Source organism: Streptomyces sp. NPDC005820, from assembly GCF_040630255.1.
Classification (GTDB): Bacteria; Actinomycetota; Actinomycetes; order Streptomycetales; family Streptomycetaceae; genus Streptomyces.
This window is the reverse complement of the sequence record NZ_JBEXXE010000067.1, coordinates 1-21,091: the sequence shown is the minus strand read 5'-3', so window position 1 is coordinate 21,091 and position 21,091 is coordinate 1. Positions and strand designations below refer to the sequence as shown.

The window sequence follows — 21,091 nt, the reverse complement described above, 5'->3', positions numbered from 1 at the left end:
CACAGGACAAGTCTCCCCCCTGTAAGTCACATCTAAGGAACACCGACATGGCAAACGTCAACTGGGACCGCGTCGCCAAGGGCGTCCAGCGCGAACAGGAGAAGATGATCTGGCGTCCCTACGGCATCCCGACCGTCCTGGACCTGGAGAACAGCGCGTTCCACGACGCCGCGATCTCCGACCGCTGGGACGTCCCCGAGAAGCTGGTCGTCTCCGTCGCCATCACCGGCGCGTTCTTCCGCCACGACCAGAACCCCAACCAGCCCCTGACGCCTGAAGCGATCCTCAACTCGGCCCGCGAGGTCGCCCGCGCGGGTGCCAGCACGGTGCACATCCACGTCCGTGACGACGAGGGCTACAACGTCCTGTCGCCCGATCGCTTCCGCCAAGTGATCAAGCCGCTCCGCGACGAGTTCCCGGAACTCGCCGTCGACGGCTGCCTGGTGCCGGCGCTCGACGGAGAGTGGGACCTCATGAAGGAGGTGCTCCAGGCCGGCGTACTCGACGCCGCCCCGATCAACACCACCGCCACCTACATCGGTGACTCGCTGTTCGTGAAGCCCGCGCCGATCATGATCGAGAAGGTCCGGCTGATCAACGAGGCCGGAGCCAAGCCCGAGATCGCGGTGTACACGGACGCCGACGTCTCCAACGCCGACCGGTTCCTGTTCAGGAGCGGACTCATCGAGAAGGGCGCGGCCTGGCTCGTCCTCCCCGCGCTCCCGGGTTGCAGCCCCATGGAGAACCCGCGCCAGATGATCGAGAGCCTGACGCGGACCGTGTCGGCGATCAGGGACGTCGACCCCGACGCCTTCATCATGGTCTGTGCCGCCGGCCGCGCCTCCACCCATGTGGCGACCCTCGCCGCCCTGATGGGCCTGCACATCCGCGTCGGCATGGAGGACACCTACTTCCTCTGGCCGCACCGTGACGACCGCATCGAGAGCAACCTGCAGGCACTGCAGATCGGTCAGCAGATCGCCGCGGTGACCGGACGCCCCGTGGCCACGCACGCCGAGTACCGGGCCATGCTGGGCCTTCCCGCGCGCCACGGCGACACTTCGCCGGCGGCCTGATCAACAGTCACGATTCTTAGGTGGGCGTCCGGTACGGGCTCCCCGTCTCCTTCCCCTGGCGGGAGTTCGTACCGGCCCACCACGACGGATCCCGCGCACAGCACGACCACCACCCATGTCGCCGGCTTCCGCCGTCCAGGCCCGGCGCGCCAGGAGGACCACTTGAACGGACCAGGACTCGAGGTCGCCTTCGTCACGGGAGCCGGTTCGGGCATCGGGGCCGCGGTCGCTCGCCGACTGACGGGCCGTGGAGCGGCGGTCGCGCTGTTCGACCTCGCCGAAGACAAGGTCGAGGCCACCGCCGCCTCGATCGAAGCGGAGGGCGGCCGTGCCCTACCTCTGCACGGCGATGTCGGAGACGACGATGCCGTCGGGCAGGCCGTGTCCGAGGCGGTGAGCCGGCTCGGTGCTCTGACCACGACCGTGGCGTGCGCGGGAATCGCGGTCACGGGCACGGTTGCCGACATCTCGCTCGCGGACTGGCAGCGCACCTTGCAGGTGAACCTTACGGGCGTCTTCCTGACAGCCAGGCACACCATCCCGCACATGATCAAGGCCGGGGGCGGCGCGTTCACCGCGATCAGCTCGGACGCCGGCGTGCAGGGTGCCGAGGGTTTCGCCGCCTACTGCGCGTCCAAGCACGGCGTCGTGGGACTGGTCCGCTGCCTGGCCCTCGATCACGGGCCGCAGGGCGTGCGCGCCAACGCGGTCTGCCCGGGCTTCGTCGAGACGCCGATGGCCGATCAGATCTTCGCGGGGACCGGCCCCGAGGCACGCGGCTACTACGCAACGACCGTGCCTCTCGGCCGCTTCGCGCGACCGGAGGAGGTGGCAGGGGTGGTAGCGCACCTCACGTCCGCCGAAGCCTCGTACACCAACGGAATGACGTACGTGATCGACGGCGGCGCCACCGCGGGCTACTTCGAGGGCAGCGACGAGCCCGTCTGACGGCGGCTCAGCAAAACAGCGAAAGGACAGACGACCGTTGGACAAGGTCAGCATGAGCGCGCAGGAGGCCGTCGCGGGCATACCGCACGGAGCCTCGCTCGCCGTGGGCGGATTCGGACTGTGCGGCATCCCGTCCGTCCTCATCAACGCCCTGTACGAACAAGGAGCTTCCGCACTCCACGTCGTGTCGAACAACTGCGGCGTCGACGGTGCCGGGCTCGGCACCCTGATCGCCGCCCGCCGCATCACGCGAGTCATCGGCAGCTACGTCGGGGAGAACAAGGAGTTCGCCCGCCAGTACCTCGCCGGAGAGCTGGAGGTCGAGCTCATCCCCCAGGGGACCCTCGCCGAACGGCTGCGTGCGGGTGGCTGCGGCATCCCCGCCTTCTACACCCCCGCAGGCGTGGGCACACAGGTGGCCGAGGGCGGCCTGCCTTGGCGTTTCGACTCGGACGGGAACGTCGCCGTCGCTTCCCCGCCCAAGGAACGACGTACCTTCCACGGCCGCGAGCACATCCTGGAGACGGCCATCACCACCGACTTCGCACTCGTACGGGCGGTGAAGGGCGACCGGCACGGAAACCTGGTCTTCCACCGCTCTGCCCGCAACTTCAACCCGCTCGCCGCCATGGCCGGCCGCATCACCGTGGCCGAGGTCGAGGAACTGGTCGAGCCCGGAACCCTCGATCCCGACGAGATCCACCTGCCAGGTGTGTTCGTGCAGCACGTCGTGCCCCTCACGCCGGAGCAGGCCGACGACAAGCGCATCGAGAAGAGGACGGTACGAGTCTGATGCCCTGGAACCGCGACCAGATGGCCGCCCGAGCCGCCGCGGAACTGACCGACGGCTCCTATGTCAACCTCGGCATCGGCCTGCCCACCCTCGTCCCCGGTCACCTTCCCCCGGACGTCCACGTGGTCCTGCACTCCGAGAACGGCATCCTGGGGACCGGCCCCTACCCGAAGGAGGAAGAGGTCGACCCCGACCTGATCAACGCGGGCAAGGAGACGGTCACCGTCCTCCCGGGGGCGTCCTACTTCGACTCGGCCCTGTCCTTCGGCATGATCCGCGGCGGCCACATCGACACCGCCGTGCTCGGTGCCATGCAGGTGTCCGCCGCCGGCGACCTGGCCAACTGGAGCGTGCCCGGCAAGATGGTCAAGGGCATGGGCGGCGCCATGGACCTGGTCCACGGGGCACGGCGAGTGATCGTCCTGATGGAGCACACCGCGAAGGACGGCAGCCCCAAGATCGTGCGCGACTGCACACTACCGCTGACCGGGAAAGCATGCGTCCACCGCATCATTACCGACCTGGGCGTCTTCGACGTCACCGGCCGAGCCATCGTCCTGCGCGAACTCGCGCCGGACATCACCACCGACCAGATACACAGCACCACCGAGGCCGACGTCGTCATCGCCCTCACCGATGAAGTCGCGGCCTGAGAGCAGGAGTTGCACATGAGCTTGAGGATCGTTGTCACTGTGAAGTACGTGCCCGACGCCACTGGCGACCGGCACTTCGCCGATGACCTGACCGTCGACCGGGACGACGTGGACGGTCTGCTCTCCGAACTCGACGAGTACGCCGTCGAGCAGGCGCTGCAGATCTCCGAGAACTCCGACGACGACGTGGAGATCACCGTTCTCACGGTGGGCCCCGAGGACGCCAAGGACGCGCTGCGCAAGGCGCTGTCGATGGGCGCGGACAAGGCGATCCACGTCGAGGACGACGACCTGCACGGCACCGACGCCATCGGCACCTCCCTCGTGCTGGCCAAGGCCATCGAGAAGGCCGGCTACGACCTGGTGATCTCCGGCATGGCCTCCACCGACGGCACCGCCGGCATCGTCCCGGCCCTGCTCGCCGAACGCCTGGGCGTCCCGCAGGTCACCCTGCTCTCCGAGGTCTTGGTCGAGGACGGCACGGTCAAGGGCCGCCGCGACGGCGACGCCGCGAGCGAGCAGCTCCAGGCGTCCCTCCCGGCGGTCGTGTCGGTCACCGACCAGTCGGGCGAGGCCCGTTACCCGTCCTTCAAGGGCATCATGGCGGCCAAGAAGAAGCCGGTGCAGGCCTGGGACCTGTCCGACCTCGACATCGAGGCGGAAGAGGTCGGCCTCGAGGGCGCCTGGACCAAGGTCGAGGACGCCGCCGCGCGCCCGGCCCGCACCGCCGGCACGATCGTCAAGGACGAGGGCGAGGGCGGCAAGCAGCTCGCCGAGTACCTCGCGAGCCAGAAGTTCATCTAAGGCTCGACACGCCTACCGCCCCCTCAACTTCGTTTCGCAGGAGAGCAATCCCATGGCTGAAGTCCTCGTCTACGTCGACCACGTGGACGGTGCCGTCCGCAAGCCGACCCTGGAGCTGCTGACGCTGGCCCGCCGCATCGGCGAGCCCGTCGCCGTCGCGCTCGGCGCCGGTGCCGAGAACACCGCCGCCGCGCTCGCCGAGCACGGCGCCGTCAAGGTCCTCACGCACGACGCCGCCGAGTACGCCGACTACCTCGTCGTACCCAAGGTGGACGCGCTGCAGGCCGCCGTCGCCGCCGTGTCCCCGGCCGCCGTGCTGGTCCCCTCCTCCGCGGAGGGCAAGGAGATCGCCGCGCGTCTGGCGCTGCGCATCGGCTCCGGCATCATCACCGACGCCGTCGACCTCGAGGCCGGCGACGAGGGCCCGGTGGCCACCCAGTCGGTGTTCGCCGCGTCCTTCACCACCAGGTCCCGCATCGCCAAGGGAACCCCGGTCATCACCGTCAAGCCCAACAGCGCCGCCGTCGAGGCCGCCCCCGCCGCCGGTGCGGTCGAGGCCCTCGCGGTCACCTTCTCCGCCGCCGCGACCGGCACCAAGGTCACCGGCCGCACCCCGCGCGAGTCGACCGGCCGCCCCGAGCTGACCGAGGCCGCGATCGTCGTCTCCGGCGGCCGCGGCGTCAACGGCGCCGAGAACTTCGCGATCATCGAGGCCCTCGCCGACTCCCTCGGCGCGGCCGTCGGCGCCTCCCGCGCCGCGGTGGACGCCGGCTGGTACCCGCACACCAACCAGGTCGGCCAGACCGGCAAGTCCGTCTCGCCGCAGCTCTACATCGCCAACGGCATCTCCGGCGCCATCCAGCACCGCGCCGGCATGCAGACCTCCAAGACCATCGTGGCCGTCAACAAGGACGCCGAGGCCCCGATCTTCGACCTCGTGGACTACGGCATCGTCGGCGACCTCTTCGACGTCGTCCCCCAGCTCACCGAGGAAATCAAGAACTCCGCCTCGTGACACCGGGTGTCATACTGGCACCCGGCATCCGATGCCGGGACTGAGTGAGCGTGGAGGGGATCTCGGGTGGACGGGGCGGCTGGGCGCACGAAAACCCGGAGCATCGCCCGGGCCGCCGTTCGGGCAGAACTGGCCCAGGTGGCGTTCGACCTGTTCCTTCGCGACGGGTTCGAGAAGGTCACCCTGGATGACCTCGCTGCGGCGGCCGGAGTGTCCCGCAGCACCTTGCTGCGTTACTTCGGCAGCAAGGAAGAAGCAGTCCTTAGTGTCTTCGACACGCATGGCGAACAGGTGGCCGACGCCGTGCGCGGCCGCCCCTCCGACGAGGACGACTGGACGGCGCTGCGGCGTGGGCTGGACGCCGTCATGGAAAACTACCGTCGGGACCCGGCCCGGGCACTGAGGACGACCCGGCTCGTCCTCGAGACCCCCGCACTGTGCGCCCGGCAACTGGAGAAGCAGCGCGGCTGGTGGCCCGCACTGACCAGTGCCCTCGCCGAGCGGACCGACCCGGCGCAGCCCGTTACGCTGGCCATTTCCGTCAAAGCCGCCGCGGCGCTGGACTGCCTGAACATCGCCCTCGACCACTGGACCGCTGCCGACGGCCACGTCGATCTCGTCGATCTGCTGGACGAGGCCTTCGCCGCGCTGAACCCTCGGTGACGCACGGGTAGCACCGGTCACCCAGGGCGCACCCGTTACCTGGCCTTACCACTTCCACGCTTCGTCTGCCCTCCTTCAGGGCACGCGTCTACCGTCAGAGCTGACCTCTGATTGCTATACTGACACTGAGTTCCATACTTGAACTTGAAGCTCGCAATTTTGATCCGTCAGTCTGGAGTTGTGATGTCCACGCTTCTGAGCGGCAAGACCGCCCTGATCACCGGATCCACCAGCGGTATAGGCCGCGCCATCGCCGACGTCCTGGCCGAGCGCGGAGCCCATGTCATCCTGTCCGGCCGCAACGCCGAGCGCGGCGAACAAGCTGTCGCCGACATCCGAGAAGCGGGTGGAAAGGCGGACTTCGTACAGGCAGACCTGACATCCGCGGACAGCGCCCGCACCCTGGCCGGGCAGGCCCGGCCCATCACCGGGCAGATCGACGTCCTCGTGAACAACGCGGGCGTCTTCCCCGAGGGGGCCACCACCGACACCACGGAGGAAGCCTTCGACGCGGTCTACAACACCAACGTCAAGGCGCCCTTCTTCCTGGTCGCCGAACTCGTCCCGGCCATGGCCGAACGAGGCGCCGGTGCGATCGTGAACGTCAGCTCCTTCGCCGCCGACAAGGCGGCACCGGACAGGGCCGCGTACTCATCCAGCAAGGCCGCGCTGAACAACCTCACCAAGGCGTGGGCGAAGGAGTACGGCCCGTCAGGCGTACGCGTGAACTCGGTCGCCCCCGGCCCCGTCGTACCCGAAGAGGTCCAGGCCATGATCGCCGGTGACCCTCGGGTCGCCGCCGTCACGGACGCGCTTCCCGCTCGCCGGTTCGGCCTGCCGCGCGAGATCGCCGAAGCGGTCGCATACCTCGCCTCCGACGCCGCCGGCTTCGCCCACGGCGCGTTCCTGAGCATCGACGGAGGCGCGGGCCTGGCCTGACCGGTGCACCTCACAAGCCCGACCGGTTCGCTCCTCCCCACGGGACCAGGGGCGCGTGGTCATCGACACCGCTGGGTAGCGGTCGGCCACGGGGGCCAGGTGCCCAGGAGGCCGCGCTAGTTACCGACGGTGGCTCCTGTGCGGCCTCGCGGAACCCTACAGGCGTACGACCCTGAGCCGCGTCGGCGGCCCATGGCCGGGCTGGTGACAGCGTCGCTCCCGGTGTCGACGGCGGCAGAGCGTTCAGGCCGACGACGGTAGGAAGCGCTTGGGCGAGAAGTGGTCCAGGTCCGGCCGTTCGACGCCGGTGGCCAGGTCGGCCAGGGCTTCGCCGATGAAGGTCGCGAACTTGAATCCGCGCCCCGAGCATCCGGCGCCCACGACGACAGCCGGCGCTTCGGGGTGGGGGGTCAGGATGAAGTGGCGGTCGGGTGTGTTGGTGTACTTGCAGGTCGTCACCCGAACCGGTTCCGCGGGGAAGTGGGGCAGCCGGTCGGCGACGTAGGACTTCAGGAGCCTCCTTTCCGCTTCGGTGACGGTGCTCGGCAGGTCGTCGGTCGCACCGGTCAGACCACCGTGATGGAGGGCGAGTTTGAACGTGTCGCCCTGCTCGGGCACGCCGTAGAAGGCCTCGGAATGCGTCGACGGCAGGCTGACCATGGTGAGCGGGCCGGGGACGTCCCGCACGTCATACACGGCGAAGACCTGGCGCTCCACGACGAGCGGGAGGTCCAGCTTCAGGTGGTGCGGAGTCCAGGAGCCGAGGGTCAGGACCAGACGGTCGGCGGTAAAGGTGCCGCCGTCGGTGGTGACGACCACCCTGTCACCCGTCTGTTCCCAGTCCTTCATGCCCTGGCCGACGACGACGTCCGCCCCGTATCGGCGTGCGAGGTCGGTGTGCGCGAGGATGGCTCGTTCCGGGTGGAGTCGTCCGGTGCCGGGCTCATGGATGACGCTCTCACCGTCCTCGACCCGCAGCCAGGGGAAGCGTGCGCGGGCCTCGACTGCGTTCAGCACCTCGTGGGGGATGTCGGTGCCGTCGTAGCTCTTGAGGGCTCCCCAGATCATCTCGTCGTCGGGCGGTGCCGCGTAGACCCCGCCCACAGTCGTGAGGACCTCGGTTCCGGTCTCGGCCTCGAGCTCGTGCCACAGCTCGTACGCACGCCGCATCATCGGGGTGTAGAAGGCCCCTTCCGGGCTGGCCATGCGGATGACCCGGCCGTTGCCGTGGTGCGAGCCGCGGACGTGCGGCGGGGTGAACTGGTCGATACCGAGAACGGAGAGGCCCCGGCCGGCCAGGTGGCTCAGGGCCGCGCTGCCCCAGGCTCCGAGTCCGACGACGATGGCGTCGTAGTGCCGCTGGTGGGTCATCGTGTCTCCTGCGGGGTGGTGTGTCCGGCGGACTGCGCGATGAGGTCGCGGATGCGGGCCGGTTCGGTCTCCAGACCATCCCGGGTCCGGGTCACGCTCAGCCCTCCTCCGCCCGCGGAGACCAGCCGCAGGGCGGCGAAGAAGTCCGCCGGGGACAGCAGTTCGGGCGCGATGGCACCGGGGCCGGGCAGCTTTCCGTCCAGCGCCACCAGGACACCCGCCGCCGCGGGCACCCCGGTCGCGTCCTCCTGGGTGGTCGTGGCACCGGAGGAGTACCGGTAGCCCTCCGAGCCGACCCGCACGTCGACGACCAGGCCCGAGCCCAGCCGGGTGTGCGTCGTCTTGCGGGCCGCGAATCCGTCGAACAGCCGGGACAGGGTGGCGCCGTCCGTCGCGCGGTCCGGGTGCTCCGGGAGCCGGGCGAGCAGCCAGCCGAGCATGGTGTGGTCGACGGGGATGAGGCCCCCGCGATTGTGCACGCGGGTCACCCGGGTGAAACGGGGCAGGGTGAGGAGTTCGGGGTGGCTGAGCATCACCACGGTCTGGGGGCCGATGGGGTCGGGGAAGACGACCGTTCTGGGCTGGAGTTCGTCCCAGTCCGGCATGCTGCCCGCCCCGGGGATCGCGGTGCGGAAGGAGTGGACGAAGTGGGGTACGACGGCTCCGGCCATGTCGTGGCAGTCCACGGCCCAGTTGATCTCGACCTCGGCGTCCCCGTCCGGCAGGTTGTCCAGCGCCAGGCGGACGAGGATGTTCGTCGTCCCGGGAGCGGAGCCCATGCCGATCAGTGCGGTGATCCCGGCGTCTTTGGCCGCCGTGTCCTGTTCGAGCAGCGCCTCGGTGGCGTCGGCGTCGTCGCAGATGTCGAGGTAGTCGGTGCCGGCGTCGATGGCGGCGCGCAGGACGGCGTCACCTAGGAGGAAGTAGGGACCGGTGCAGTTGACGACGACGTCGGCCTCGGCGCACAGGTCCCGCAGGCGGTCGCCCTCTGTGAGGATGTCCACCTGCTCCCAGCGCATCGGCGGAAAGCCCTCGGGCAGTTCACCGGCGGGCGTCCTGCGGTCGACCGCGACGACCTTCATCGGAATCCGCGACCGGTGCAGTCCCCGCAGCAGGCTGGAGGCCTGCATGCCGGCCGCTCCGACGACCAGGACGGTCGGTTGTGACATCACCATTCACCTTCGTTCTGTACAGGGGGTTGGGTGCGGGCGGCAGAGCCTTCGGGACAGGCGCCCACCATGCGGGTCGCCAGGTCGGCGTACTGCCGTACGACGTCGTCCACCGAGAGCGGGCCCGAGGGGTTGTACCAGGTGTGCACGTATTCGCAGAGGGTCACGACGGCGAAGACCGTGGCACGTACGTCCGTGAAGGAGAACGTGCCGTCGTCCCGGCCCGAGCGGAGGATGTCCCGCAGTTCGTCCACGTACGACCGTTGCAGGGCGACAAGGGTCTCCCGGTGCTGCTTCGGGAGATCGGCGGTGAGCCGACGCATCCCGACGGTCTGTGCGTAGAGTCCGGCCTCCTCACGCCGTTCCAGCTGGAACCTGATGTGTGCCGACACGGCTTCCCGGAACCGGGCCAGCGGCTCGCTGGAGTGGACGGCCTCCCGCACCACCTCCACGAAGTCCACCAGCATCCTCTCCAGGGCCGCGAGATAGATTTCGTCCTTCGACCTGAAGTGCCAGTACAGGGCGGGTGTGGACACTCCGACGTGCTGGGCGATGGCTTTCAGGCTCGTGCCGTCGTAGCCGTTCCGCGCGAACAGGACCTGCGCGGAGCGCAGGATGCGCGCCTTGCTCTCGGGGGCGTCGCCGCCGTCGTCGGCGACGGCCGTGGGCCGGGTGGCGGTCATGTCGCGGCTCCGGTCGCACCGGGTGCTGTGTCCGAGAGACCGGCGCCAGGCAGTCGCAGCGCCTTCTTGTCCAGTTTCCCGACGCTTGTCTTGGGCACCTCCGGCACCACGGTCAGGGCCACCGGGAGCCACCACTTGGGCACGTGGGGGGCAAGGAAGTCGCAGAGTTCGTCGAGCGAGAGGCCGTGATCGGGCCGCAAAGCCACCACGGCTCCCGGCCGCTCGCCCCACCGCTCGTCGGGGACCGCGACGACTGCGACCTCCCGTACGGCGGGATGCTCCGCGGCGAGGAACTCGAGCCGGGCGGAGGGGATCCACTCGCCGCCCGACTTGATCATGTCCTTGATGCGGTCGCGGAGGACGACGTAGCCGTCCGAGGTGAGGGACGCGGCGTCGCCTGTGCGTAGCCAGCCGTCGTCGAACTTCTCGTCGGAAAGCCCCTCGTTGCGGTAGTAGGCCGACGCGGCATGCGGGCACCTGAGCTCGATCTCGCCGACGGCGTCGCCGTTGCGGGGCAGAGGGCCGCCGTCCTCCCCCACGATGCGCGCTTCCACGAGCGGGTTCAGCCGCCCTGCGGACAGCCGGTAGTGGAGGGGGTCGTCCGCTTCGTGTGGCGGGCGGGACATCGTCACGCACGGGCTGGTCTCCGTCATCCCCCAGCCCTGGATGACCTCGACGCCGTGCCGGGCGAACCCGTCGACCAGCGGGCGTTGGAGGGCGGAGCCGCCGGAGATGACGAGGCGCAGGCTGTCCAGAACTCCCGGCGTGGCGTCGGCGTACGCCAGCAGGTCCCCGAGCACCGTGGGTACTCCGGCGGTCATCGTGACCTGGTGACGGCGGATCAGCTCACCGACAGCGGGGCCGCCGAGGTCGCGGCCCGGCAGGACGAGGTCCGCACCGACCAGGGCGGCCGCGTGCGGCAGGCCCCAGGCGTTGGCGTGGAACATGGGGACGATCGGCAGGATCGTCTCCCGCGAGGACACGCCCATGACGTCCGTCATGCAGGTGCTGAGCGCATGCAGCACCGTGGACCGGTGGGAGTACAGGACGCCCTTGGGGTGGCCGGTCGTCCCGGACGTGTAGCACAGTCCCGAGGCCTGCCGCTCGTCGATGACCTGTGGTTCGGTCTCGTCGGCGTCTGCGAGAGCGTCGGTGAGGGTGACGTGGCCCGCCGCGGAGGCGGTCGCGTCCAGCAGGAAGACGTGCGCCGGCCGCCTGAGCTTTGCGAGGGCGGGACGTACGAGGTCCAGCAGCGGCTGCTGGACGAACAGCGCTCGTGGGCCGCCGTGCCCGAGGACGTATTCGACCTGCTCAGCGGTGAAGCGCGGATTGACGGTCTGCAGGACCACGCCGTGGGCCGGGACGCCGAGGAAGACGGTCAGATGGTCGAGGGTGTTGAAGGCGAGGCTGGCCACGCGGTCCCCGGGCTTGATGCCGAGCGACGTGAGCAGTCCGCCCAGGCGGCGGGCACGGGCGGCCACCTCCGCGTAGGAGACGTGTTCGGCATCAGGGCCGAACGCGCGGGAGGAGCCGGTCACGTCCGTCATCCGCCGGATGAGCCGGTCCAGGGTCAGTGGCGCGTCCTGCATGAGACCGGTGAGCATGCCGCGGGTCACCTCTTTCCGTGATGGTGGGCGGGCCGGCTCAGCGAGCCAGGTAGCCGCCGTCGATGACGAGGTCCGAGCCGGTGATGTAGCTCGCGTCGTCCGAGAGCAGGAACAGCACCGCCTTCGACACCTCGACGGGTTCGGCCATGCGCCGCATGGGGGTGTTGGTGACGTAGCCGTCGGCGTCGACCTCGGCGTCGTTCATGGGGGTGCGCACCATGCCGGGGCACACGCTGTTGACCCGGATCCCGTCCGGCGCGTACTTCAGGGCGGCGCTGCGGGTCATCAGGCGCAGCGCTCCCTTGGTCGCCGAGTAGGCGAAGTAGTCGCCGTCGCCGATGAAGCCAAGGATCGAGGAGACGTTCACCACCGCTCCGCCGCCCGCGGCCCGCAGGTGTGGGACCACGGCACGAAGGCCGAGATAGGCGCCCGTCTGGTTGACGGACACCGTGGCGTTCCACGCGTCGAGGCCCTCGGCCTCGGGACCGCCCGGGATTCCGGTGACGCCGGCGTTGTTGACCAGGCCGTCGATGGCTCCCAGCTGGCCGACGGTCCCGTCGACCGCGGCCTTCCAGCTCGCCTCGTCGGTGACGTCCAGGTAGGTGTAGTGGACCTCCAACCCGTCCGCCTGCAGTTCGTCGGCCAGGTCCATTCCCTCCTTGTCCAGGACGTCGCCGATGACGACGGCAGCGCCTTCCTCGGCGAGATGGCGGGCATGGCTCGCGCCCATGCCTCGGGCGCCGCCAGTCACGATGAAGCGCTTGCCTCGCACACGGCCGCTCATGGGTCGGGTCCTTTCGTCAGTGGCTTCCCGCGGGTGCCGGCGACACGGCGGGCGTACGCCGCTGGCACCGCTCGGGAGGGAGGGGAGAGACGGTCTGGAATCAGCCGAGGGCGGTGAGGGTGTCGCCGTCGCCGTTGAACTCGTGGACGGGAGGCAGACCCATCAGGGCGCGCGCCTCCTCCGGAGTGGCGATGTCCCGGCCGGTCACCTCGGCGATCTTCTGCGCCAACTGCAGTGCCTCGAGGTTGGAGTTGATCCGGTCCTCGCGGTGGGGCCACTTGTAGTAAGTGTCCTCCATGCCCACACGGATGTGCAGGCCCATCAGGGCGGCCTGGGTGGCCAGATGGGTGGAGGCGCGGCCGGCGGCACAGACCATGATTAGCCCGTCCGGGTCGACGTCGCGGATGGAGCCCACGATCCGGGTGAGGCCCTCGATCATCTGGCGGGTGTTGTCCATGGGGCTGCCGCCGGGCAGCGCGGGCAGCACGAGCCAGAAGGCGGGCGTCTCGACGAGTCCGCTGGAGATCAGGAAACGCTTGGCGATCGCCACGTCGGCATCGGTGTAGACGGCAATCTCGGGCGTCGCACCGTGGGCGTTGATCAGCCGGGTCTTCTCCATGATGACCGGAGCCGGCTTGGCGAAGAGGGAGTCGCCGATGTAGGTGGCGGTGGCGTTGATGGGCGCCGCGTCGAGGAGCTTGGACTCCATGACAGCGGTCATCTTCTCCCACTCGCCGGCGAGGGCGGGCACGAGGCAGCCGTCGATCGGCATGGTGGGGAATTCCTTGTGCAGCGGTGCGATGACGTCGTGGAACCGCTTCGGCGACAGGACGTTGTAGCCGTTGTCGTCACGGACGTGGATGTGCAGTGCACTGGCCCCTGCGATGGCCACCTCACGAGCGGACTCACGGATCTCATCCGGGGTGATCGGCTGTGCGGGGTTCTGCTGGTGCTGGAAGAAGGCGCCGGTGATCGCTACGGAGACGATCATCTTCTGCGGGACGTCCCACGGCTGCGAGACCGGGGCGTCGTGGAAGGACGACGTCTCCAGGTTCATGATCTCCGGCAGTCCGTACGGCTTCCAGACCATCTTGTGCTGTTCGCGGTCCAGTCCCGCCTGAACCCGCTGCCAGTCGATGTTCGCCATCTGAGGCGTGCTCCTTTGATGTCGCGCCGGTGTACGGCTCGTTGATGCGGAGAGGGGAGGTCTGCCTAGTCGCCGAGGATCGGGGCCAGTGCGGGGGCAGCGGCGCTGCCGGATTCGATCGCGCCCTCGATCCAGCCGGAGAATCCGACGGCCACGTCCGCGTTCGCGAAGACCAGACGACCCTCGGGCTTGCGGCTGTCCGCCGCCAGCCGGGTGATCTGGCCGGGGCGGTACGCGGTCCAGGTGCCGAGCGAGTACGGGTCGCCGTTCCAGTCCTCGCTCCACCAGGTGACGACCTCGGCTTCCGGAACGAGTGTCTTGACGGCCCGCTCCACCGAAGCCCGGTCGGTCGGGTCGATCTTGTCGCCGTCCTCGTAGCCGAAGCCGACCATGATCGATCCCTCGTCGCGCTCGAACTCCGTGGAAAGCCATTCGAGGGGCGCGTTCCATGCGAGGCTCGCGAAGTAGGGGGGCACGTTGCGGGCCTGCACCCACAGCTTGACGTCACGACCGGCCAGCCGCTCCTTGGTGAACTGCTGTTTGCCCGCGCCGAGGGCGGGTGCGAACTCGATGTTCGCCCAGGTGTTGAGCGGTACGGCTACCACGGCCGCCCGCGCGGTGAAGGTCTCGCCCGCCTTGGTCGTGACGGTGACCGAGTCACCGTCCTGTTCGATGCGCGCGACGGGCGAGGACAGCCTGACGTCGAGCCCCTCCGCCAGGGCGTTGTACAGACTGGCCGTGCCCTGCGCGAGCTTGATCGTGGGGCCGTTGAACAGGTTCCAGGCACTGTTGCCACAGCCCGTCACCCAGGAGATGACGTGCAGGGCGGAGACGTCGTCTGGGCCGATACCGAAACACAGTCCGGCGCCGTAGGAGTTGAAGAGTTCCTTGGTCGTGCCCTCGATGCCCTTGTCCCGCAGCCACTGCGAGAAGGGGACGTCGAGGTCTTCCAGGCCTTGTTCCTCGAACGGCCTGCCGAACTCGATCCGCCGTGACTCGTCGATGATCAGTGCCACCGCGCGTTCGAGTTCGGGGATCTCCTCGAAGGGCACGGGGAAGCCGCCCTTGGTCAGCGTCCCGTTGAAGTGCCAGGCGAAGTTCTCGGGCTCGGGGGTGGTGGTGTACTCCAGCCCGTACCGTGCGACCTCCCGGGCGACCTGCGGCTGGTGCGAGGGGACCACCCAGGTGCCCCCCAACTCCACCTTCTGGTCGAAGCCTTCGAGGTAGTCGTAGTGGGTGCGGCCGCCGATGCGGTCGCGGGCCTCGAGGACGAGGACCGACCGTCCGGCGTCGCGCTGGTCGCGGGCCGCGGTGAGTCCGGCGAAGCCGGCTCCGATGACGATGACGTCGTACATGGAGTGTGTGCCTTCCTGGGAGGGGGTGCGGCTCAGTGGCCCATGTCGAAGGTGATCTGCTTCTGGTTGGTGAAGGAGGACGGCGAGGCGACGCCGAGAATGCGGCCGATGCCGGACTTCTTCATGCCGCCGAAGGGTGCGAGCAGCTCCCAGTGGTTGGTGGTGCCGTTGACGTGCACGGTCCCGCACTCGATCGCCTCGGCCATGCGCCAGGCGGTCGGCATGGAGCTGGTGAACACGGCGCCCTGCAGGCCGTAGTCGGTCTCGTTGGCGAGCTCGATCGCCTCCTCCTGCGAGGAGAAGTGCATGATCGGCACGACCGGACCGAACGTCTCGTCCTGGGCGATGACCATGTCCGAGGTCACGCCGGTGAGCACCGTCGGCTCGTGGTAGAGGCCGTCGAAACCGCCACCGAACACGATCTGAGCCCCCTTGGCCACGGCATCGTCGATGTGCTCCCTGGTCTTGGCGAAGCTTCCTGCGAAGCACATCGGGCCCATGGTGGTGGCCTCGTCGAGCGGGTCGCCGCCGGTGACGGCCTTGGAGAGCTCCACCACACGGGCGACGAACCGGTCATGCACCGAGTCGTGGACGAGGACGCGCTCGGTGGCGGTGCAGACCTGGCCCCCGGCGTAGTACGCCGAGTAGACGGTCGCCTCGGCCGCCGCGTCGATGTTGGCGTCCTCCATGACGACGACAGGTCCGTTGCCGCCGAGTTCCAGCAGCAGCTTCTTCACGCCCGCGGAACGGGCGATCGCCTCGCCCGTGGCCGTGCTGCCGACGAATCCGAACATGTCGACGTGCGGATGGGTCACCAGATGCCCACCGACATCGCCGCGACCGTGCAGGACGTTGACGACACCCGGCGGGAAGGCCTCTGCCAGCACCTCGGCCAGCAGGTGACCGCTGCCGGGCGTGATCTCGCTCGGCTTCCATACGATGGTGTTGCCGCAGGCCAGCGCCGGGCCGAGCAGCTCGCAGGGAATGGCGACGGGGAAGTTCCAGGGGGTGGCGAGCCCCACGACTCCCACCGGTACGTTCTGGACCAGGACGCGCTTGGGGTCCTGTGTGTCGGACGACGTTCCCTGCACGAACTGGCCGAGCAGGCGGAGCGCGTCCTCACCGGCCATCTTCAGGTCGTCGACGGCGTACTCGACGTCCTCGTAGGACTCGGTCAGGGTCTTGCCCATCTCCCGGGTCATGAGCCGGGCCAGCTCGTCCCGGCGCTCGTGCAGCAGGTCGCCCGCCCGATGCAGAGCCTTGGCACGGGCCAGGGCAGGAGTGGCGGCCCACGCGCGGCGGGCGGCCCGGGCCGCGGCGACGGCCTCGTCGGCTTCAGCGTGGCTCGCGGCTCGCACGGAGGTCACGAGCTCGTCGTTGTAGGGGCTGCGGCGCGTGATCTCCGCGCCGGTGCCCTCCCGCCAGCTGCCGCCGATCAGACAGCGGGCGGTGATAGCGGTGTTCTGTCCCATGGTTTCCCTGGCTCCTGTCGTGGGGTCTTGTTCCGTGTCGGCCGGCTCCGGCCGGCACGGGATGTGGAGGTCGCCTCGGGAGCTAGAGGTCCTGGCGCCCGATCCGCCGGTAGACGTCCGGGCGCTTGCTGCGCAGCACCAGGGCCACGACGACGCCCAGGATCAGCAGGCCGACGAAGAGACCGACGAGGAAGTCGGCCATGCCCTGATCTCCGCCGATCATCAGGGCCACGTTCTGGGTGGCGAGCACGAACGCCACCAGCAGGCCCGCGCACGCGAGGACTGGGGCGACCAGTGACTTCCAGACGTTGACGTCGTGGTCCGGGTCCCTTCGGAAGTAGACGACGACGGACGCGCTGGTGAGGAGAAGCAACATGATCAGCGAGTAGCCGCCGATGCCGACGAGTACGGCGTACAGGGTGGCGCCGTTGCCCTTGAAGAGGACGCAGGCCGCCAGCGACACGAAACTGATGACGCTGGTGGCCATGGAGGCCCGGTGCGGAGAGATCTCGGTCCTGTGCACCGCGCTGAGGAACTTCGGAAGAATGCGGTCGACGCTGAGCGAGTACTTGTAGCGGGTCGCGACGTTGTGGGTGGCTAGGTTGGCGGCGAAGATGCTCGTGCACAGCAGGACGGTGATCACGTCCTGGCCTACCTTGCCGAGGTACTGAAGCGCCGTGGCCAGTGCCGCGCCCGTGGGGTCAGCGGCCGACTTCGCGACGACACGGTCGACGCCGATACCGAGGATCATGACCCAGCTGGTGAGCGCGTACAGGATCGCCAGCAGGGCGACGGCGTAGTAGGTCGCCCGCGGGATGGTCCGTTCCGGGTCCCGCGCCTCCTCACGGAAGATGGCCGTCGCCTCGAATCCGGAGAAGCACACGACGCCGTACAGGACGGCGAGGCCGACGGACCCGGAGACGATGTTCGAGGGCTGGAACGACTCGATGTTGACGCCTTGCGGACCGCCGCCCCGGAAGAACACGGCGGTGTCGTAGGCGACCATGAGGAGGACCTCACAGCACATGCACACGGTGAGGATGCGCGCCGACAGCTGGACGCGGAAGTAGCCGAGTACGGCGACGACTGCCATCGCCAGCGCCGTGTAGACGTACCAGGGAAGGTCGGGTCCGCCGAGCACGTCGTGGACGAGCGCCTGCCAGGAGATGCCGCCGAAGGCGTACCCGCCGACGAGGATGAACAGGTACGACACGAGCGCGACGAACGCGGCACCGAGCCCCAGCGGCCGGCCCAGCCCGGCGGTGATGTAGGCGTAGAAGGCTCCGGGGTTGGGCAGCCGACGGCTCATCGCGGCGAAACCGACGGCGAAGAGCGCCACCAGGGCCCCACAGGCCAGGTAGGTGACCGGTGTGCCCACGCCGTTGCCGTAGCCGATGATCACGGTGATGAATCCGACGAAGACGGACATCGGGGCGTTGAACGCCAGGACGGTGAAGACGATGTCGAAGGTGCTCATGTGACCGGAGAGCCGGGTCTCCGGGTCACCGGACGTCTGGTCGGAACCGGCTTTCGACTGGGCCACCGCGGTTCGCCTGTTGAAGCCGGAGGCGGCTTCGCTGTCTTGAGTCATGGAGCTTCCTTCCTCGACGCGGGGAGGGAGGGTGGAGGCCGGTCGAGTGCCGGCCTGGGGATGTGCGCCTGAGCAGCGGAGCCGCAGGGTGTCCGCGGGCGTGACGGGCGAAGAGGCCTCCGGCCGGTCGGACGTCTTCCGACGGGCAGAGGGAGGGGCGGGAGTGGGTCGATCCAGCCCTTTACTTAACGTTCATTAAGGGCGAGTATGAGGTGGTCCACTCGGGCCGTCAATCCCCCTGGGGCGCCGATCTTCACGCCCGTCACCCGCCCAGGGAATCACTGACTCCGCATGCGTCGTCGTAAGGAGAGTCCATGACAAAGATCGTCATTCTCGGTGGCGCCGGAGAAGTCGGACAGTGGGTGACGCGCGATCTCGCGGCCCGCCCGTCGATCTCGGAGGTCGTGATCGCCGAGGTCTCGCTGGACCGTGCGCGCGCCCTGGCGGCCGAGCTGGGCCCGAAGGCTCGGGTGATCACCGTGGACATGCGGCAGCGGGGACCGCTCCTGGAGGAGCTGCGGGAGGCCTCCCTGCTCATGAACTGCACCAGCCACGTCTTCTTCGACCAGGTCTTCGAACTCGCCCTTGAGGCGCGTGTGAACTACGCCGACCTGATCTCCGAGCCGTCCCCGCAGCAGCGCGCAGCCACCGTCGAGGCCGGGATCACCGCGGTCTCCGGCCTCGGCATCAGTCCGGGAGTCACCCAGGTGCTCGCCCGGCACGCTGTGGACGAGTTCGACCAGGTGGACGAGATCCATGTGTCCGGGGTGTCCTGGCGCACCATCGCACCCTCCCGGGGAGGACTGGAGACGGTGCTGTGGGAGCTGGCGGACCGGACACCGACCCGTCAGTACTTCCAGAACGGCCGCTTCCACGGCGCCGCGTATCTGGAGGGCTCTCGCTGGGTGGACTTCCTCGAACCCGTCGGACGCCACCGCGTCTACTACGTGCCCCACCCGGAGACCACATCGCTGGTGCGCAGCTTCCCCCAGCTGAAGTTCTGCGCCACACGGGTGAGCTGGCGCGACGAGATCATGGAGGACGTCCGGGTCCTCAACAAGTACGGCCTTCTGGACGACGCCGAGGTCGTGGGCGCCGACGGGCTCACCATCCGTGAGGCCGTCCGCGACCGCATCTGGGAGGTCAGGGGCGGAGAGCGCGACGACCGCGGCTGGGCCCTCATGTGCACCGTCGAAGTGGTCGGCCTGCGTGGCGGCCGCTCGGTCGTGCGTACCTACCAGACCGGGCACCCCCAGTGGGGCCACGACACCACCGGCCGAGTGACCGGCGTGTCCGCGGCTGTGGGAGCCGAACTCCTCGCCGTCCAGCCGCCCAAGCACAAAGGCTGGGTCGACCCTGAACTGGCCTTCGAACCGGGCCCGTTCCTGACCGCCCTCGAGGAACGCAACTGCATCCCGATCGTGCAGAGCGAAACGCCTCTGGACGGCCAGGCGCTACAGCGACCCACCGGGTAAGGGCGGTCTCGTCGCGGTGGACGTCGATCAGGCTTCGGTAGCCGCCCGATGTCCACCGTCGCGACGGGCACCGACCATGGCCAGCGCCAGCTGCTCGTAACGGGCCGCGACATCCTGCACGGTCATCTCCCGCGCCGGGTTGAACCAGGTGTGGACGTACTCGCACATCGTCGTGATGGCGAAAGCCGCGACCTTGGCGTCATCGAAGTCGAACAGCCCTCGACGCCTGCCCTCCTCGAGGATGCCGCGCAGCTCGGTGACGTACTCGCGCTCGATGGAGATGATGCCCTTGGCTCGCTCTTCGGGGAGTTCGCGGACAAGGTGCCGCATACCGGCATTCACGTCGAACGCTCGGGCGACGTCGGACTGCTGCAACTGCCACACCACGTGCGCCCTGACCAGCTGACCGAGCCTGACGACCGGGTCCTCTTCCGTGAGCGCGTCCCGGACGGCGGACCAGAAGTCCGCGAGGGCCTTCTCCAGAACGCTGGCGAAGATCTCTTCCTTGGACGGGAAGTACCAGTAAAGAGCCGGGGCAGAAATCCCCAGCTCCTGGGCGATCGCCTTCATGCTCGTGCCGGCATATCCGTGCTGCAGGAAGAGCTGGAGCGCAGTACGCAGGACGTTGTCCCGCCCCACCGCCTCATCCGGACGCGACGCAGCACGCACCCTGCTGCCGTTGCGTGCACTTCGCGCCGCCATGCGCCCCTGACCGTCCTCGACCGACATTCCGACAGACACATACTGCCAGCAGCGAACGGACTCCGGGTAGCCGGTGACCCTGCGGCTACCTACCTAGGCAGGTCAGCAGCACCTTCCGTCCGGAGACGCGGTGCGGCAGATGCTGTCGGGGTGTAGCTGCCGTCTCCTTCGTGCGACCAGCTGCCGAGGTCGACCACAGCGGCTCCTTCAGCCCTACGGCCGCCGCGACGGTGATCTTGGACACGCGGGGCGCGGTGGTCGGGTGAGACTCGGCGGCCGAGGAAGCGCGGCGTGGGTCGTAAGGGGTATGAAGCACCCCCTGCGGCAGGATGCCGGGAGACTGGGACGGAGGTTCCAGAGGAATCAGTGCCAAGTCAGAGCCGTGCCTCGCGTCACGGCTCTCATCCGGGACCTTCCAGGCGACCTCTCGTGACACGGAGGCCGTATTGCGCCCCGAGGGCCCGTCCCGACGTTCTCGCCACGACCCGAAGACCGGAGCCCGATGCCATGCCGCGCACGACCGGAGCCGCCGTGGTGAAGGGTGCCTTCAAGCTGCTGGACACCCGCCCGCCGGGCATGGACGACGTCAAGGGCACGGCCTGGCTGGCACAGGGTGACAAGGGCACCACGGTCAGCGTCTCCCTGACCGGACTCAAGCTCGGCTCCGTCGACATGGCCCACCTGCACGCCCAGAACTGCTCCGCCGACAACAGCGGAGCGCACTTCCAGTTCGAGAAGGGCGGTGCGACGCCCATTACCTTCCTCGTAGAGCCCGGTTCGGGCTCGTGGCCTTCAGGGCCGGTATGACTCGTTGCCCCTGTCCTTGATGATCCGGGGGGTGCTG

Annotated in this window: 20 protein-coding genes; 10 read left to right on the top strand and 10 right to left on the bottom strand. The window is 68.9% G+C overall.

Annotated elements, in window-relative coordinates:
• Positions 1-47 precede the first annotated feature (47 nt).
• From ABZ464_RS47510 to ABZ464_RS47475, 8 genes are all read left to right on the top strand, one after another.
• Positions 48-1,076, top strand: coding sequence for a 3-keto-5-aminohexanoate cleavage protein (locus ABZ464_RS47510; RefSeq protein WP_359288329.1), 1,029 nt, complete (start codon positions 48-50; stop codon positions 1,074-1,076).
• A gap of 162 nt (positions 1,077-1,238) precedes the next feature.
• On the top strand, positions 1,239-2,024 hold the full coding sequence (locus tag ABZ464_RS47505) for an SDR family NAD(P)-dependent oxidoreductase (protein ID WP_359288327.1): 786 nt from the start codon (positions 1,239-1,241) through the stop codon (positions 2,022-2,024).
• 37 nt (positions 2,025-2,061) lie between these two features.
• Entirely contained in the window at positions 2,062-2,817 is a 756-nt protein-coding gene (locus tag ABZ464_RS47500; protein ID WP_359288325.1) for a CoA transferase subunit A, read from the top strand.
• Positions 2,817-3,470 carry a CoA transferase subunit B gene (locus tag ABZ464_RS47495; protein WP_359288323.1) on the top strand — a complete coding sequence of 218 codons (654 nt, stop codon included), beginning with the start codon at positions 2,817-2,819 and terminating at the stop codon, positions 3,468-3,470. Before ABZ464_RS47500 ends, ABZ464_RS47495 begins: the two co-directional genes overlap by 1 nt.
• Positions 3,471-3,485: 15 nt before the next feature.
• On the top strand, positions 3,486-4,274 hold the full coding sequence (locus ABZ464_RS47490; RefSeq protein WP_359288321.1) for an electron transfer flavoprotein subunit beta/FixA family protein: 789 nt from the start codon (positions 3,486-3,488) through the stop codon (positions 4,272-4,274).
• Between the two features lie 52 nt (positions 4,275-4,326).
• A complete protein-coding gene (locus ABZ464_RS47485; protein ID WP_359288319.1) occupies positions 4,327-5,289 on the top strand; it encodes an electron transfer flavoprotein subunit alpha/FixB family protein in 963 nt (320 codons plus the stop codon).
• A gap of 138 nt (positions 5,290-5,427) precedes the next feature.
• Positions 5,428-5,952: a TetR/AcrR family transcriptional regulator gene (locus ABZ464_RS47480; protein WP_359288317.1), complete on the top strand. Its 525-nt coding sequence runs from the start codon at positions 5,428-5,430 to the stop codon at positions 5,950-5,952.
• 183 nt (positions 5,953-6,135) lie between these two features.
• Entirely contained in the window at positions 6,136-6,891 is a 756-nt protein-coding gene (locus ABZ464_RS47475) for an SDR family oxidoreductase (protein WP_359288315.1), read from the top strand.
• Between the two features lie 243 nt (positions 6,892-7,134).
• Here the strand turns inward: ABZ464_RS47475 and solA are convergent, their stop codons facing one another.
• The 9 genes from solA to ABZ464_RS47430 all read right to left on the bottom strand — a co-directional run bounded on the left by solA (position 7,135) and on the right by ABZ464_RS47430 (position 18,070).
• Complete coding sequence (solA, locus tag ABZ464_RS47470; RefSeq protein WP_359288313.1) at positions 7,135-8,262, bottom strand: N-methyl-L-tryptophan oxidase; 1,128 nt, start codon at positions 8,260-8,262, stop codon at positions 7,135-7,137.
• Positions 8,259-9,431: a saccharopine dehydrogenase NADP-binding domain-containing protein gene (locus tag ABZ464_RS47465; protein ID WP_359288311.1), complete on the bottom strand. Its 1,173-nt coding sequence runs from the start codon at positions 9,429-9,431 to the stop codon at positions 8,259-8,261. The genes solA and ABZ464_RS47465 overlap by 4 nt, the downstream gene beginning before the upstream one ends.
• Entirely contained in the window at positions 9,431-10,114 is a 684-nt protein-coding gene (locus ABZ464_RS47460) for a TetR/AcrR family transcriptional regulator (RefSeq protein WP_359288309.1), read from the bottom strand. The genes ABZ464_RS47465 and ABZ464_RS47460 overlap by 1 nt, the downstream gene beginning before the upstream one ends.
• Positions 10,111-11,718: a long-chain-fatty-acid--CoA ligase gene (locus ABZ464_RS47455; protein WP_359288307.1), complete on the bottom strand. Its 1,608-nt coding sequence runs from the start codon at positions 11,716-11,718 to the stop codon at positions 10,111-10,113. The genes ABZ464_RS47460 and ABZ464_RS47455 overlap by 4 nt, the downstream gene beginning before the upstream one ends.
• A gap of 40 nt (positions 11,719-11,758) precedes the next feature.
• Positions 11,759-12,505 (bottom strand): glucose 1-dehydrogenase, encoded by a 747-nt coding sequence (locus tag ABZ464_RS47450; protein WP_359288304.1) that lies wholly within the window; start codon positions 12,503-12,505, stop codon positions 11,759-11,761.
• Positions 12,506-12,605: 100 nt separating this feature from the next.
• A complete protein-coding gene (locus ABZ464_RS47445) occupies positions 12,606-13,652 on the bottom strand; it encodes a 3-keto-5-aminohexanoate cleavage protein (protein ID WP_359288302.1) in 1,047 nt (348 codons plus the stop codon).
• 65 nt (positions 13,653-13,717) lie between these two features.
• Positions 13,718-15,007 carry an NAD(P)/FAD-dependent oxidoreductase gene (locus tag ABZ464_RS47440; RefSeq protein WP_359288300.1) on the bottom strand — a complete coding sequence of 430 codons (1,290 nt, stop codon included), beginning with the start codon at positions 15,005-15,007 and terminating at the stop codon, positions 13,718-13,720.
• A 32-nt stretch (positions 15,008-15,039) separates the two neighbouring features.
• Positions 15,040-16,479, bottom strand: coding sequence for an aldehyde dehydrogenase family protein (locus tag ABZ464_RS47435; RefSeq protein ID WP_359288298.1), 1,440 nt, complete (start codon positions 16,477-16,479; stop codon positions 15,040-15,042).
• Positions 16,480-16,561: 82 nt separating this feature from the next.
• Positions 16,562-18,070 carry an APC family permease gene (locus ABZ464_RS47430; protein WP_359288295.1) on the bottom strand — a complete coding sequence of 503 codons (1,509 nt, stop codon included), beginning with the start codon at positions 18,068-18,070 and terminating at the stop codon, positions 16,562-16,564.
• A gap of 314 nt (positions 18,071-18,384) precedes the next feature.
• On the opposite strand from ABZ464_RS47430, the gene ABZ464_RS47425 reads away from it, so the two are divergent.
• Positions 18,385-19,545 (top strand): saccharopine dehydrogenase NADP-binding domain-containing protein, encoded by a 1,161-nt coding sequence (locus ABZ464_RS47425; RefSeq protein WP_359288293.1) that lies wholly within the window; start codon positions 18,385-18,387, stop codon positions 19,543-19,545.
• A gap of 27 nt (positions 19,546-19,572) precedes the next feature.
• Here ABZ464_RS47425 and ABZ464_RS47420 read toward each other — a convergent pair whose 3' ends face one another.
• A complete protein-coding gene (locus ABZ464_RS47420) occupies positions 19,573-20,274 on the bottom strand; it encodes a TetR/AcrR family transcriptional regulator (protein WP_359288291.1) in 702 nt (233 codons plus the stop codon).
• Between the two features lie 480 nt (positions 20,275-20,754).
• On the opposite strand from ABZ464_RS47420, the gene ABZ464_RS47415 reads away from it, so the two are divergent.
• Entirely contained in the window at positions 20,755-21,054 is a 300-nt protein-coding gene (locus ABZ464_RS47415) for a hypothetical protein (RefSeq protein WP_359288289.1), read from the top strand.
• Positions 21,055-21,091: the final 37 nt, after the last annotated feature.